Raw genomic sequence first — 15,800 nt, 5'->3', positions numbered from 1 at the left:
ATAATAATCTTGTATCAATCATCACGTAATGCGATGATTGATACATGAATTCCTGGCTGCTGCTGACGACAACCCTGCCCACCCACCCCAGCGCCCTGCGCGTGCGGGTATGGCGCGCGCTCAAGGCCACCGGCGCGGGCACGCTGCGCGAAGGGGTGTACCTGCTGCCCGCCACCGCGCCAACGGCACAGTCGCTCTGGAACCTGGAGCACACCATCCTGGAAACCGGCGCGCCCGTCCATATGCTGGTGCTGACGGCACGCAACGCAGCGCAGGAGAGCCAGTTCCTGGCCCTGTTTGACCGGTCCGCCCTGTACACGGAGCTGCTGCAGTCCGTCCAGCACACGCGCTCCAGCCTGCGAACCGCACCGGCGGCCACCCTGCGCAAGACCCTGCGCAGCCTGGAGCAACAGCTGCAAGCCCTGCAGGGCATTGACTTCTTCCCCGGCCCCGCGCAAGCACAGGCAGAGGCCGCGCTGTCTGCGCTGCGCCAGGCGCTGGAACGCCAGCTCTCGCCGGGCGAACCCAGCCCGCGCGCAGCAGCCATTACCCTGCTGGCGCGGGCCGACTACCAGGGCCGCACCTGGGCCACGCGCCAACGCCCCTGGGTGGACCGCCTGGCCACCGCCTGGCTGGTGCAGCGCTTTGTGGATACCGCCGCACGCTTTGTCTGGCTGGAAGATCCACGGCAATGCCCGGCCTCCGCGCTGGGCTACGACTTTGACGGCGCCACGTTCAGCCATGTGGACACGCTGGTGACGTTCGAGGTGGTGGCCCGCAGCTTTGGCTTGGATGCCGACACAGGCATCCAGCGCCTGGCTGCGCTGGTGCACTACATCGACGTGGGTGGCATCCCGGTGGACGAGGCCGCCGGCATTGAGGCCCTGGTGCGCGGGCTGCAGGCCCTGCATGCCACGGACGACGCGCTGCTGGCCGCGTCCCTCCCGATTTTTGACAGCCTGTATAACGCGATGAAAGCAGACGCATGAATACGCAAACTCCCCCCCAGCCCGTCAGCTTTGGCCAGGCCTTCCTCTACTGGCTGAAGCTGGGCTTCATCAGTTTTGGCGGCCCCGCCGGGCAGATTGCCATCATGCACGAGGAGCTGGTGGAGCGGCGCCGCTGGATATCGGAAAAGCGCTTTCTGCATGCGCTGAACTACTGCATGGTGCTGCCCGGGCCGGAAGCCCAGCAACTGGCCATCTACATCGGCTGGCTGCTGCACCGCACGCGCGGCGGCATCGTGGCGGGCGTGCTGTTTGTGCTGCCCTCGCTGTTCATTTTGATAGGCCTGTCCTGGGTCTATATGGCTTACGGCCATGTGCCGGCCATCGCCGGCCTGTTCTACGGCATCAAGCCGGCCGTCACCGCACTGGTGGTGCATGCGGCTTACCGGGTGGGCTCACGGGCGCTGAAGAATGCCTGGCTGTGGGGCATCGCGGTGGCGGCGTTTGTGGCCATCTTCGCGCTGCAACTGCCGTTTCCGCTGATCGTGCTGGCCGCGGGCAGCATAGGCTACCTGGGGGGCCGATTTGCGCCAGCGCGGTTCAGCAGCAGCGGCGGCCACGGTAAGGCTGGTGCCTCCTACGGGCCCGCACTCATTGACGACGATACGCCCACACCGCCGCACGCCCTGTTCAATTGGCGGCGCTTTGGCCAGGTGCTGGCGGTATGCCTGGGCCTGTGGCTGGCTGCCATGGGCACGCTCACCGCGCTGTACGGCTGGGACGCGGTGCTGACGCAGATGGGCTGGTTCTTCACCAAGGCGGCTTTACTGACCTTTGGCGGCGCCTATGCGGTGCTGCCCTATGTGTTCCAGGGCGCGGTGGAGCATTACCAGTGGCTGAGCGCGCCGCAGATGATGGACGGCCTGGCGCTGGGCGAAACCACGCCGGGGCCGCTGATCATGGTGGTGTCGTTCGTGGGCTTTGTCGGCGGCTGGGGCAAGGCGCTGTTCGGGCCAGAAGCGCTGCTGCTGTCGGGTGCGGTGGCGGCCAGCGTGGTGACCTTCTTCACCTTTCTGCCCTCGTTCATGTTCATTCTGCTGGGTGGGCCGTTCATTGAGTCGACCCACGGCAATTTGAAGTTCACCGCGCCACTGACAGGTATCACGGCGGCAGTGGTGGGCGTGATCGTGAACCTGGCGGTGTTCTTTGCCTACCACGTGCTGTGGCCGCAGGGGCTGTCCGGGCACTTCGAGTGGCCCTCGGCCCTTATCGGCATGGGTGCTGCGTTGGCTTTGTTCCGCTTCAAACGTGGCGTGATCCCGGTGGTGCTGGCCGCCGGGCTAACCGGCCTGGCCTGGACGTATCTGCAGCAGGCCGGGGTGTAGCGGCAGGCTGGCTCAGGCGCCACTCAAGCAGCCACTCAAGCAAAGTCGCCGGCCTCGGCCGGGCCGGTCCATTCGATGGGGTTTTCAGAGCACAGCATTTCCTGGTCGGCAAAGCCAATCGATTCAGCCACGCGGCTGGGGTATTTGTCGAACAGGGCCGGGGCGTCCAGGTCCATTTCATGGGCCAGGCTACCCCAGGCGGCCAGGTAGACGATGCCGGCCAGGGTTTCGCTGTCTATGTCTTCATTGGGGTTGGGGTGGTGCTGGATGGCATCCACGATGGCCTGCGGGAAATGCCACTTGGCGGCAAAGGCCGCGCCCACGTCGGCGTAGGAATAGCCCAGCTCGGCCACTTGCCGGGCATGGCGGTCGCCGTCGGAGGTGAAGCTGGCTTGCAAACAAGGCTGGTTGGGCATGGCGATCTTCATCACCAGGTCGCCCACGCCGTGCAGCAGGCCGGAGGTGAAAGCCAGGCCCTTGTCGATACGCATGGAGTCGGCCAGGGACTGGGCAATCTTGGCCACGTCCAGGCTGTGGCGCCAGAAGTCGGCCATGTCCACGCCCGGCACCTGCTTGAAGGCCCCGCCCACCGCCGCAGCGCTGATCAACTGGTGGGTGGCCTTCAGGCCCAGCAGCGGAATCGCCCCTTCCACGGTACCAATGCGGCCCCCACCGCCGTAACGGGCGGAGTTCAGCAGCCGCAGTATGCGCACCGTCAACCCCACCTCGCTGGAGACCAGCTCGGTGATGCGGCGCACATCGGGCTCTTCCTTCTGAAACTCACCCAGAATCTGCGCCACCGTAGCGGGCAAGGACGGAATCAGCGTGTCCGAGGCAAGAATTTCTTCAAGTTGCATGGCGTTCTCCGGGATTGGACTGCGGGAAAATGCCATCAATATAGTCCCAATATAGTCAGTCTCCACCACGTAAAGCCCGTTTGCCTGCATATGGCTGGTCGGAACCAATGCCGCTGACCGCAGTCTGTTCGTATACAGCCGGGTTTTGACTTGCCGCAAGACCATGGTTCCCAAAAACCTGCACACTGTGCCCCCATTGCGCTGCGTGGTGGCCACCGACCCCAAACACGTTCCAAAGGATTTGTATGCATCTTCGCTTTCGCCACACACTGGCCTGTGCCGCCCTGTTGCTGGCAGCACCGCTGGTATGGGCCCAAGCCCCCAAAACCGTGTTTCTGGAAGACCTGACCTGGACCGAGCTGCGCGACCAGGTGCAGGCCGGCAAAACCACCATCCTGGTGCCCATTGGCGGCACCGAGCAAAGCGGCCCCTATGTGGCGCTGGGCAAGCACAACGCGCGGGTCAAAATCCTTTCACAGCGTATCGCCGAAGGCCTGGGCAACGCACTGGTGGCACCCGTCGTCGCCTATGTGCCGGAGGGCGGTACGGCGCCCACGTCTTCGCACATGCGCTTTCCCGGCACCATCACCGTACCGGACGATGTGTTCAAGAAAACGCTAGAGTCGGCCGCCAACAGCTTCAAGGTACATGGCTTCAAGAACATCGTCTTTCTAGGTGACCACGGTGGCTACCAAAAGGACATCCAGCAAGTGGTGGCCCAGCTGAACAAGAGCTGGGGCGCCACGGCACAAGCACTGGTGCCACCGGTGTACTACGACACCAGCTCCGACGGCTATGCCCAGATCCTGCGCCAGCACGGCATACGCGACGATGAAATCGGCACCCATGCTGGCCTGGCCGACACCGCCCTGCTGATGGCCGTGGCGCCCCAGATGGTGCGCCAGGACGCAATGCGCAGCGGCCCCAAGGTCGGACAGGCCGATGGCGTGTACGGCGGCGACCCGCACCGCGCCAGCGCCGAACTGGGCCAGCTGGGCATAGACGCCATCGTCAGCAAAACCATCCAGTCCCTCAAAACCAGCACGGCCGCGCACTAGGCACCCGCTTGCGCGACCGGCATCTCTACAGGAAACCACCATGCATTTCAAAACCTCGCTCACCTCTCTGGCCCTCGCAGCCATGGCTGTCGCTGCCTCGGCCCAGTCGATCAAGACCGTCCCAGGCATGCCGCCGGTAGTCAACGCCAGCAATCTGTACGGCGAGGCCGGCACCGACCGCCTGAGCCCGGCCGTGGCCAAGGCACTGCCGCGCATCTACGTGCCCAATCTGCGCTCCAACGATGTGTATGTGATCGACCCGGCCACCATGAAGGTGGTAGACAAGTTCCCCGTGGGCCAAAGTCCCCAGCACGTGGTGCCCTCCTGGGACCTGCAAACCCTGTGGGTGGCGAATAACGCCGAAGGCAAAAACAGCGGCAGCCTGACCCCCATCGACCCCCTCACCGGCAAGCCCGGCAAGAACGTGGAGGTGGACGACCCCTACAACATGTACTTCACGCCCGATGGCAAAGAAGCCATCGTGGTGGCCGAGGCCCATGCGCGGCTGGACTTCCGCGACGCCCACACCATGGCGCTCAAGTCCAGCCTGTCGGTGCCCGAGTGCAAGGGTATCAACCACGCCGACTTCGCCATCGACGGCAGCTACGCCCTGTTTACCTGCGAGTTCGGCGGCAAGCTGGCCAAGATCGACATGGTGAACCGCAAGGTAGTGGGCTACCTGGAGCTGAACAAGAAGGGCATGCCGCAAGACATCCGCATCGCCCCCGACGGCAAGGTCTTCTACGTGGCCGACATGATGGCTGACGGCGTCTACCTGGTGGACGGCGACAGCTTCACCAAGATCGGCACCGTACCCACAGGCGTGGGCGCGCACGGCCTGTACCCCAGCCGCGACGGCAGCAAGCTGTACGTATCCAACCGCGGCAGCAATATGGTGCACGGCATGCGCCACGGCAAGGGCAGCGTATCGGTGATCGACTTCGCCACCCGCAAGGTGCTGACCACCTGGCCCATCCCCGGCGGCGGCAGCCCGGACATGGGCAACGTCAGCGCCGACGGCAAGACGCTGTGGCTGTCCGGCCGCTTCGACGACGTGGTGTATGCCTTCGACACCGACAGCGGCGCGGTCAAGTCCATCAAGGTCGGCGCCGAGCCGCATGGCCTGACCGTCTGGCCCCAGCCCGGCCGCTACTCGCTGGGACACACCGGTAATATGCGTTGATGCCTGCAGCCTGCGTGCTGCGTTTTTCATAGCTGCCAGCGCAGGTATTACCTGCGCTGGAGCTCTATTTTTCTCATGAGCAGCAACGACTTCCCACCTCTGGCCTTTGTGGACATTGAAACCACCGGCAGCACTGCCGGGCGGGACCACATCACCGAGGTGGGCATTGTGGAGGTCGACGGCCCGCATGTGCGCCGCTGGAGCCAGCTGCTGGACCCAGGCACACCCATCCCCAGCTTCATTCAGCAGTTGACCGGTATCAGCGACGCCATGGTGGCCGGCCAGCCCACGTTCGCGGATGTAGCCGCCGACATACTGGACCGGCTGCGCGGCAAGCTCTTTGTGGCACATAACGCGCGCTTTGACTACGGCTTTCTGCGCGCCGAATTCAAGGCCTGCGGCATCGCCTGGCAGGCGCCCGTGCTGTGCACCGTGAAGCTGTCGCGCCTGCTGTTTCCCCAGCAGGCCCGGCACAACCTGGACACGCTGGTCGCCACCCACGGCCTGCACATGCCCGAGCGCCACCGCGCGCTGGCCGATGCCGATGCGCTGGCGCAGTTCTGGCAGCTGCTGCAAACCCGCTTCGCCCCCGCCACCTTGCAGGACGCGGTGGCCAGCCTGTCCGGCCGCCCCGCCGTGCCGCCGCAGCTGGACGCCGAGCACATTGACCGCATACCCGAAACGCCAGGTGTCTACCTGTTCTGGGACGCGCAGCGCAACCCGCTGTACATAGGCAAAAGCAAGAACCTGCGCGGCCGCGTGCTGGCGCATTTCAGCGCCGCGCTGTCCAACCCCAAGGAGATGCGACTAAGCCAGCAGGTGGCCGACATCGACTGGGTGGAGACCGCCGGTGAAATCGGCGCCCTGCTGCTGGAGGCCCGCCTAGTCAAGCAGCACCAGCCCAGCCTGAATGTGCAGCTGCGCCGGCAAAACGATCTGCACGCCTGGCGGCTGGACGATCCTGCTTCTGTGCACACGCCCCTGGTGCCACGCCTGGTGAATGGGCCGGACATAGGCCTGGGCGTGCAGGACACCTTGTTCGGGCCGTTCCGCTCACGCCGCGCGGCCTTGCAATTGCTGGAAGACCTGGCTACTGAGCAGCGCCTTTGCCGGGCCGTGTTGGGCCTGGAAAAAATTGCATCCGGCAAGCCCTGCTTTGCCTACCAAATCCGCCAATGCGCGGGGGCCTGCGTGGGAGAACAAAGCGTGGCCCAGCACAATCTGGCGCTGCGCACCGCCCTGATCCGCCACCAGGTCAAGCGCTGGCCCTACCCTGGCGCCATAGGCCTGCGCGAGGGGGATGACCTGCATGTGCTGCACGCCTGGCGCCACTTGGGCACGGCCCGCAACGAAGAAGAAGTGCAGGAGCTGCTGCAAGGCAGCCAGGTCGCATTCGACTTTGATAGCTACAAGATCATCAGCAAGGCCCTGGCCCAGGCCCAGCCGGGCCAGGTGCTGCGCCTGGCTGAGCCCAGGGCTGAATAAATACCATCCACGCAACAGCCGCGTCAGGCCCGCAAAGCGCCCAAAACCTGGGCCGCGTCATTGAACTGCAGATTGTCCATATCGTCACGCAAACGGGCGAAGCGCTCAGGCCCCAGCAGTGCCTTGATCTGCGCCGCCAGTTCCTCAAAACGTTGGATGGCCAGCATGTTCTGCTGCTGGAGCAGATCACACAGGCCGGCCAGATCCTCGGGGGCCAATGGCGGGCCCAACTCGGCCGGCACCGCATCCACCAGCTTGTCGTAGGCGTCCAGGTACGGGGCGGCACTCTGCTGCAGGCTGTCCATTTGCGCATCCAGCTTGCGCAGCAGTTGCCGGGCTTTCTTGGCCTGTCCTTCCGTACAGGCCTGTTCGGCCTCGCCAGCGAGGTGCTGCACGGCATTCACGCCCAGCATGCCGGCGCTGCCACGCAGCTTGTGCATGCGCTGCGCCAGGGTGCTCAAGGATGCTGGGTCTTCATCGACAGGTGCCAGGCTGGTGGCGTGAAACTCCCGCAGCAGGCGTTTGAGCATGGCATAAAACAGCATCCAGTCGCCCCCCAGGCGGGCATAGGCGTCCTGGGCATCCACCCCGTGTATCGTGGGCCAGTCGATCTGCGCCGGCCCGGCTGCGGCCGCAGCCACCGGTGCCTCCGGCACCACCACCTGTACGCTGCCGAAAGCCGACACGTGGCGCAGGATGGTGCGCTTCAGGTGCTGCACATCGAACGGCTTGGCGATGAAATCGTCCATGCCGGCAGCCCGGGCTTGGTGGTGCTCCTCCAGCATGGCGCCAGCCGTGAGGGCAATCACCGGCAAGCGGGTCAATCCCAGCTCCTGGCGGATGATGCGGGTGGCGCTCAGGCCATCTAGCTCGGGCATCTGCACATCCATCAGCACCACATCCACGGCTTCAGGCTGGGCCCGCAGAATATCGATGGCTTCACGCCCATTGGCCGCCAGGGTGACCAGCGCACCGTCCAGTTCCAGAACGCGTTTGGCCACCTCCAGATTGATCTCGCTGTCATCCACCACCAGCACCCGCACACCGAGCAGCCCACGGCCCGTGCCTACCGCATGCTGGCGTTTGTGGCCCTTGGCCGCGTCGGCGGCGACCGCACCAAAGTCCAGCTCCAGCCAGAACTCGCTGCCCACGCCTTCGGTGCTCTCCAGGCCCAGATGCCCACCCATCAGCGTGACCAAATGCTTGACGATATGCAAGCCCAAGCCGGTGCCCCCAAAGCGGCGCGTGGTGGAGGCATCGGCCTGCACAAAGGGCACGAACAGACGCGCCTGCACCGCCGGCGGAATACCGAGACCCGAGTCACGCACGGAAAACCGCAGGCGGATGCGGTCGGCCCCCGCCGGCAAACGTTGCAGCGACAAACGCACATGACCTTGCTCGGTGAACTTGACGGCGTTGCTCAGCAAATTGGTCAAGATCTGCTGCAACCGCGTGGCATCCCCCGTCACCACATCCGGCACATCCTCGGGCCAGTCCAGCAGAAATTCCAGCCCCTTGGCATGGGCCTGCATGGCCATCAGGTCGGACACATTGCGCAGCAATGTGTGCAGGTCGAACGGCACCTGCTCTATCGCCATTTCATTGGCCTCGATCTTCGACAGATCCAGCACGTCGTTGATCAGGGCCAGCAGAGACTGGCTGGCCAGCTTGATCTTTTCCAGGAAAGCGGCCTGCTCCTCGTCCAGCACCGTATGCCCCAGCAGGTAGGACAGCCCCATCACCGCGTTCATGGGTGTGCGGATCTCGTGGCTCATGTTCGCCAGGAACTGGCTTTTCGCCACGCTGGCCTGCTCGGCCTTGAGCATCGCATCGCGCAACGATTGCTCCACCTGCTTTTGCCGCGTGACGTCGTGGGCCACCCCCAGGTAGCCAAAGATGCTGCCATCGGCCGCACGCATGGCAGTAATCACCTGTGACACCGTAACCCGGCTGCCGTCCTTGCGCACATAGGTCCACTCGCGGGCCTGGTGCAGGCTGAGCGGCTCGGTAAATACCGAGGCCCCCAGCACCGGATGGCCCACCTCGTCGCTCAGCTCCTGGCTGCGCGCCCAGATCTCCTCGGGGTCGTGGATCAGCATGGGCGTTTCACGCCCCACCATCTCGCCGCTGGAATAACCCAGCAGGCGCTCGGCGCCAACGTTGAACACCCGGATGGTCAACTGGTTGTCGGTAGCAATGATGGACACTTCGGAGGCGGACTCCAGCACGTTCTGCAGCAAGGAGTTGGTCTCCACCTGCAGCAGCTCGGCCCGCTTGCGTTCGGTGATGTCCAGGTTCACCCCGGTCAAACGCAGCGGCATACCCAAGGCATCGCGGTAGACGCGGCCCGCAGCCTTGATGTAGCGCACCTCGGCATCCGGGCGCAGGATGCGGAATTCAATGTCCATGGGGTGTTCACCACGCACCGTCGCATCGACATGGGACTGGTAGCGCGCCAGGTCCTCCGGGTGCAGACAGCGCGCCCAGAGCGACTCAGGCGCTTCGCCAGTGTCCGCGGCCACCCCCAGCTGCTGGTACACGCGCGCATCGCAGCTCAAGGTGTTATGGACCAGATCCAGATCCCACACGCCCAGACCTGCACCTTCGGCCGCCATTTCAAAACGCAGATTGGTGTCGTGCAGCTGTTCTTCGGTTTTCTTGCGGGCGGTGATGTCACGCGAGATACCGAAGGTGCCGATCACCTTGCCCTGCACGTCGCGCAGGGGCATCTTGGTCGTCAGGTTCCAGGTCGGAGGCCGGTCCGGCCAAAACTCCTGCTCTTCCAGGTCGATCAGGGGCGTACCAGTCTCCATGATTTTCAGCTCCACCGCCGCCGTGCTGTTGGCATGCTCCTGGGTAAAGAAGTCTGCGTCCGACAGGCCTATCGCTTCCGATGGGTCTTGCAGCCCGTAGCGTTTGGCCAGGCCCGGATTGATGCGCAGAAACCGGCTGGACATGTCCTTGAAGTAAATCTGGTCGGGTACCGTGTTCAACAACGATGTCATCAGGTGGCGTTCGTAGGTCAGAGTGTTCTCAATCTGCTTGCGCGTGGTGATGTCCTGCAACACACCGACCAGGCGCACGGGGCGTCCCTGCTCCATCTCTGCTTCGCCCAATATCCGCACCCAGATTTGCCTCCCCCGAGCAGTCTGCATCGGCACCTCCAGATCCCAGCCCTCGCCGGACGCCATGGACCGCTCCACCATGCGCTGGATGAGCGACCGCTCCTCGGACTGGTAGAAGCTCAGCCCCTCCTCCAGCCCCGGTTGGTAGTCTGGCGGCACCTCGTGGATGAGCTTGAGCTGGGGTGACCAGACCACCCGCACCGGGTCCAAGTCCACCTGCCAGGCGCCGATCTTGGCGACACGGTTGGCACGCTCCTGGAAAGCCTGGCTGGCACGCAGGGTCTGCTCCGCCAGCTTGGACGCAGTGATGTCGGTACCCACCGCGATGTATTTCTCCACCTGCCCATCAGCCCCCACAAACGGCGCCACCGTACTGCCCAGCCAGTAGACAGCGCCGTCCTTGGCGCGATTGCAGATCTCGCCCCGCCAGGGCTGGCCACTGGCGATGGTGTTCCACATCACCGTCCAGAAATCCGGCTCGTGCACGCCGGAGCTGACCATCCGGTGGTTCTGTCCTATCAGCTGTTCGCGGCTATAGCCGGACACCAGGCAGAACGCATCGTTCACCTCGGTAATCCGGCCCGCGCGGTCCGTGACCGACACAATCGCATGCAAGTGGATGGTTCGCAGCAGGGCCTCGTTCTCGCGCTGCAAAGCGCCCAGCTTCACGCGGCCATCCATCAGCTCCGACACGTCATGCACCAGCGTGACAAGACCACGCACCTCGCCATCCACAATGTCCGGCAGATAGTTCACCAGGGCATGCCGCTTGCTGCCACCACCCGGCCTGGGGATTTCCTGCTCGAAGAAGCTCTGGGGCTGGCCGCCCAAAGCGGCTTCCAGGGCAGGACGGCTGCGCTCATACAGGTCGGAACCAAGCAGGTCACGCATATGTGTGCCGCGCAACGCCATGGGGTCGATGCCAAACCAGTTGCGATAGGCCTCGTTGGCCATGCGGTTCAACAGACCTTTGTCCCAGTATCCGATCTGCGAAGGCACGGCGTCCAAAATCAGCCGCAGGTCACGGCGCGCCGCATCCAGCAATGCGGTGCGTTCCAGCACCTGCTGCTCCAGGCTGGCATTGAGCTCACGCACGCGCAGCTCGGCACGCTTGGTGGGCCCGATATCCCGTATGACTTTCACGATGCCTATACAGCGGCCGTCAGCCCCCAGCATGGGTGCCCCGGCCACAGACACATCCAGCATGCTGCCGTTCTGGTGCATGCGCGTCGTGTCAAACAGCGGCAACACATCGCCATGGGATATACGCGTCAGAATGTCGGCATCTTCCTGGGCCCGCTCCGGAGGTAGCAGCAACGCCGCCAGCATTTGGCCCTGGGCCTGTTCTGCGGTGTAGCCAAACAGGCGCTCGGCTGCCGGGTTCCAGTCAGTCACACGGCCATCCAGCGTCTCCCCCACGATGGCATCGGCGGAATAGTCCACCATGGAGGCACGGCGCGAGCGCTCCAGACGCACCAGTTCGGCCTGCGCCAGTTCCTTCTGGCGGATACCGACCAGGGCCGCCACTAGCATGCTCATCACCAGACCCGCCAAAGCCACCCAGCGCGGGTCCAGCGGGTCCAGGTGGTCGAAAAACGGCGGCAAAACCTTGGCATCCACCACCCAGGTGCGACCGTAAATGGAAAGGGAGGTGCGCTGGCCCAGCGAGTCCGGGACGGGCTCCGCAGAGGATGAACGGTAAAAAACCTGCTCGCCCTTGTCCGATACATCGCTGAGCGAAAGAACCAGTTGGTCGCGGTGTATTTCTATATTGCGCAGCATCTCCGAGATCATCAAGGGCGCATAAGACCAGCCCTCCAGGGCCGCCTCGCGTGCCGCCGGGCCCACCACGGAAGCACCCGGCCGGTAAATAGGCAGCAGCAGCAAAAAGGAACTGGGTGCATTGGCCGGGTCTTGGACCAGCCTGATGGGCTCGGTAATGGTTGCCTGGCCGGTGCGCATGGCCTGGACGGCTGCTGCTCTGCGGCTGGCGTCAGAAGCCACGTCCATGCCTATGCCGACTCGGTTGCGCTCAACCGGCTCCAAAAACTGGATGACATAGCGCTCGCCCGCATTCGGCTTGAACTGCCGCACGGCGAAGTCCGGCCAGCCATCGCGCTGGGCCGACGCCACAAAGGCCGCCTCGTCCGCCTGCGCCACCCGGCGTATCACGCCAAAGCCGCGGGCCCCCGGAAACTCCTTTTCTATATTCCGGGACGCGGCGTATTCACGGAAATGCTGGCGGTCCAGCCGGTCGAAACCGGCCCCCAGTACCGCACCGCGTGCGCCGCGCAGTCCATATTCATAGATGCCCAGGCGGTCGTTCAACTGCTCCAGGGTACTTTGAACCAGGCTGTCAAAGTGGCTGGCTGCATTGGCCGCGTTCTGCCGGGTTTGCCACAGGGTGGCCCAGCAAGTCAATACCAGCCCCAGCAGCAAAACCAGCCTAGCCCGTACCTTGGGCTGGCGCAGCCATTCCTGGGTGGACTTCCACAGGGTGGCGGACTGCATGGTCAGGTAGCCGGTACATCCGGGGGGCGGTGTGGCCGAAGCATGGCAGCCCCGGGTGCCGGCAGCTGCAGGGGGTCAGCGCCCATATGCCAGGCCTGGGCCCTCCCTGCGCTCTTGGCTGCGTACAAGGCCTGGTCTGCCGCAGCCACCAGATCACGCATCTGGCCCTCACTGCCGGGCACGTCCACATGGCCTATCCCCACGCTCACCGTCACGTTGCCAGCGATCGATGAAGCCGCATGCGGCATAGCCTGGCGGGCCATGGCGTCCAGCACCCGCTGCGCCACCAATTCGGCACCGGCCAGCGTGGTTTGCGGCAGCAAAATCGCGAACTCCTCACCGCCATAACGGGCCGCCAGATCGGCCGGGCGCTGGCAGCTTTCCATCAACACCCGCGCCACGGCCTGCAGGCAGGCGTCTCCCTCGGGGTGGCCGTAGTGGTCGTTGAAGAGCTTGAAGAAATCCACATCCACCAGCAGCAGCGCGATGGGGTCTTTGTCACGCATGCTGCGCAGCCATTCACGCTCCAAGCGTTCGTCCAGGCGGCGGCGATTGGCCAGGCCCGTCAAGGCGTCCACGGTAGAAATACGGCGCAGTTCGTCCGTCAGGCGTTTGATGCGCAACTGGGTTTTGACACGCGCCAACAGCAGCGGTTCGCTGATGGGTTTGGCGATGAAGTCCACCGCCCCCAGTTCCAGCCCCGCCACATGCACCGCCGTATCGCTGTGGCTGGTGACGAAGATTACCGGCACATCAGCAAACTCGGGGTCGGCCTTCAATATTTCGCATATCTCGAAGCCGCTCATGCCCGGCATTTCAGAGTCCAGCAAAATCAGATCCGGCATGGCCTCACGGGCCAGGCGCAGGGCGACTTCACCATTGGTAGCGAAACGCAGCATAGCCACCTCTGAAAGAATGCGGCTGATGCGATGGATGATGACGGGGTCATCGTCGACCAACAGAATGCTGCTCTTATTCATTGTCCCGCGGAATGATGGATGGCCAGAACCCCGTACCGAACTGCTCCGGCTGCGACTTGCCCACTTGGGTGACCGCAGCAGTATCTCTGTTTTGCATCGACTTGGGTAGCAATGGCCCACTCCTGTTGCAGCCCTGGGGTGACCGTGGAAATACTACACTTTTAGTAGCATCCCGCGCACGCAGCAACTGCGCCGCAAGCCTGATTCATACCCAATATATAGGAGGCGTTCCCAGCTCCGTTCTGGATGTAAAAACTTGCAATTTAGGGATTGGCATGGGCAGCACATGCAGGGCTTCGGGGTCCATGGGTTGGGCTCTGGATTTGGCTCCAAGGGGCGGTCCCAATTTTTCTGCCGCAGCCCTCCAGCGCAAGGCCGAACGCGGCGGGACTGGGATAAGCTACAACGCAAAACATCGCACCAGGAGAAGCCTATCCACCCGCCAGAGCACCACAGCATGATGGACACGCTGGACCAGTTACCCTGCGCAGTTCTGGTGACCGACCACGCAGGCTATATACAGGCCGCCAACCACAGTCTGGCCAGCCTGGTGGGCCGCTCGGCACAGCAGCTCAGGCAGTGCGCGCTGGAAGATTTACTCCCCCTGCCCAGCCGCATCTTTGTACAAACCCATATATGGGCATTGCTACGCAACCAAGGCATGGTCAGCGAAATGAACCTCAAGATCCAGGACGCCCACAAGGCCAGCGTCCCGGTAATGGTGAACTGCCAGCGTGGCATGTTTGCCGGCGCAGACTGCTACTACTGGGTGTTTTTCGTGGCACTGGAGCGCCACAAGATCGAGATGGAGCTGCTGGGTGAACGCCGGCGCGCCGAGGAAATAACCCGCGAGCTGGCCGAGAGCGCACGCTTTGTACAGACCATCACCGACGCCATGCCCAGCCTGGTCGCCTACTGGGACAAAAACCTGCGCTGCCACTTTGCCAACAAGCCCTACCTGGAATGGTTCAACATCCAATCCGAAGACGTGATCGGCAGCACCATGCTGGAGCTGCTAGGCACGGCCATGTGGGAGCTGAACGAAGCCTATGTGCAGGGCGCCCTGGCCGGCGAGCGGCAACGGTTCGAACGCGCCATGACCAAGGCCGATGGCAGCACCGGCTACACCCTGACCCACTACATCCCGGACCACAACCACCGGGGCGAAGTGGCCGGCTTCTTTGTGCTGGTCAACGATGTGACCTACATCAAGACCACCGAAAGCGAGCTCAAGCTGGCCGCCAGCGTGTTCAGCAACACCGTCAACGGCATCATGGTGACCGATGCCGACAGCATGATTCTGTCGGTCAACCCGGCCTTCACAGCCATCACGGGCTACAGCTCGGACGAGGTGGTGGGCCGCCCCTCGCAGCTGCTGCGCTCGCACCACCACGACGACGCCTTTTACGCCGCCATTGGCCACGCGCTGACCCAGCAAGGCCACTGGGCCGGTGAGCTATGGAACCGGCACAAGAATGGCGAAGCCTTTCTGGAATGGCAGAGCATCACCACCATCCCGGGCTCGGCCGACACGGCTACGCGCTATGTCTCGGTGTTCAACGACATCACCGAACGCTGGCGCAAGGACGAACGCATCCGCCACCTGGCGCTGCACGACCCTTTGACCGACCTGGCCAACCGCCAGCTGCTGACCGACCGGCTCAGCCAGCTCATCACCCAGACCGCACGCGAGCCACGCCGGCTGGCCCTGATGTTCCTGGACCTGGACCAATTCAAGCATGTCAACGACACACTGGGCCACGACGTGGGCGACGAATTGCTGGTACTAGTGGCGCAAAAGCTGCTGGCGCTGGTACGGCAGAACGACACAGTGGCCCGTCTGGGCGGTGACGAGTTCATCATCCTGCTGGACAACCCGCTGAACCAGGACGACGTGGCACAGATCGCCAACCGTATCGTCGCCACCATCCGCACGCCCGTCGTACTGCAGGGGCAAACCGTGCAGATTGGCGCTTCCATTGGCATTGCCCTCCACCCGGAGGATGGCGCCACGCCAGCGACCCTGATCCAAAGCGCCGACACCGCCATGTATGCGGCCAAGCGCGCGGGCAAGAACACTTACCGGTTCTACGCTGCCGCCTGAGCGGCTCAGCGCCAGAAATGTCCTACGCAGGACGGAGGCCATCTCCTGCGGACATGGACCACCCCTGGAGGGACACTGAAACCCTAGCCGTTGCAGCATGCGGCCCAGGCAAAAGATGTGCGTGGGTGCTGCCACTGCAACTTCATTCCACCGATTGAAGGAGGT

General features: G+C 63.8%; 9 protein-coding genes. 6 read left to right on the top strand and 3 right to left on the bottom strand.

What is annotated here, in order from left to right; genetic code table 11:
• The first annotated feature begins 44 nt into the window (after positions 1–44).
• Complete coding sequence (locus AC07VY_RS20525) at positions 45–989, top strand: chromate resistance protein ChrB domain-containing protein (protein WP_495099082.1); 945 nt, start codon at positions 45–47, stop codon at positions 987–989.
• Entirely contained in the window at positions 986–2,332 is a 1,347-nt protein-coding gene (chrA, locus tag AC07VY_RS20520; RefSeq protein ID WP_495099081.1) for a chromate efflux transporter, read from the top strand. The genes AC07VY_RS20525 and chrA overlap by 4 nt, the downstream gene beginning before the upstream one ends.
• A gap of 35 nt (positions 2,333–2,367) precedes the next feature.
• Here the strand turns inward: chrA and AC07VY_RS20515 are convergent, their stop codons facing one another.
• Positions 2,368–3,189, bottom strand: coding sequence for an HDOD domain-containing protein (locus AC07VY_RS20515; protein WP_495099080.1), 822 nt, complete (start codon positions 3,187–3,189; stop codon positions 2,368–2,370).
• A 245-nt stretch (positions 3,190–3,434) separates the two neighbouring features.
• Here AC07VY_RS20515 and AC07VY_RS20510 point away from each other — a divergent pair, with 245 nt between their 5' ends.
• The 3 genes from AC07VY_RS20510 to AC07VY_RS20500 all read left to right on the top strand — a co-directional run bounded on the left by AC07VY_RS20510 (position 3,435) and on the right by AC07VY_RS20500 (position 6,915).
• Positions 3,435–4,247 (top strand): creatininase family protein, encoded by an 813-nt coding sequence (locus tag AC07VY_RS20510; protein ID WP_495099079.1) that lies wholly within the window; start codon positions 3,435–3,437, stop codon positions 4,245–4,247.
• 40 nt (positions 4,248–4,287) lie between these two features.
• Positions 4,288–5,430 carry a YncE family protein gene (locus AC07VY_RS20505; RefSeq protein WP_495099078.1) on the top strand — a complete coding sequence of 381 codons (1,143 nt, stop codon included), beginning with the start codon at positions 4,288–4,290 and terminating at the stop codon, positions 5,428–5,430.
• Positions 5,431–5,505: 75 nt separating this feature from the next.
• Positions 5,506–6,915, top strand: coding sequence for a 3'-5' exonuclease family protein (locus AC07VY_RS20500; RefSeq protein WP_495099077.1), 1,410 nt, complete (start codon positions 5,506–5,508; stop codon positions 6,913–6,915).
• Between the two features lie 23 nt (positions 6,916–6,938).
• Here AC07VY_RS20500 and AC07VY_RS20495 read toward each other — a convergent pair whose 3' ends face one another.
• The gene (locus AC07VY_RS20495; protein WP_495099076.1) at positions 6,939–12,551 is read right to left on the bottom strand and encodes a PAS domain S-box protein; all 5,613 of its coding nucleotides are present in this window, start codon (positions 12,549–12,551) and stop codon (positions 6,939–6,941) included.
• Positions 12,552–12,553: 2 nt separating this feature from the next.
• Complete coding sequence (locus AC07VY_RS20490; protein WP_495119502.1) at positions 12,554–13,510, bottom strand: diguanylate cyclase domain-containing protein; 957 nt, start codon at positions 13,508–13,510, stop codon at positions 12,554–12,556.
• Between the two features lie 478 nt (positions 13,511–13,988).
• Here AC07VY_RS20490 and AC07VY_RS20485 point away from each other — a divergent pair, with 478 nt between their 5' ends.
• Positions 13,989–15,635: a sensor domain-containing protein gene (locus AC07VY_RS20485; RefSeq protein ID WP_495099074.1), complete on the top strand. Its 1,647-nt coding sequence runs from the start codon at positions 13,989–13,991 to the stop codon at positions 15,633–15,635.
• The last annotated feature ends 165 nt before the right edge of the window (positions 15,636–15,800 follow it).

This window comes from Rhodoferax sp. GW821-FHT02C08 (assembly GCF_059421805.1).
Note: the sequence above shows the minus strand (reverse complement) of the source record. Positions and strands in the feature narration are given on the sequence as shown.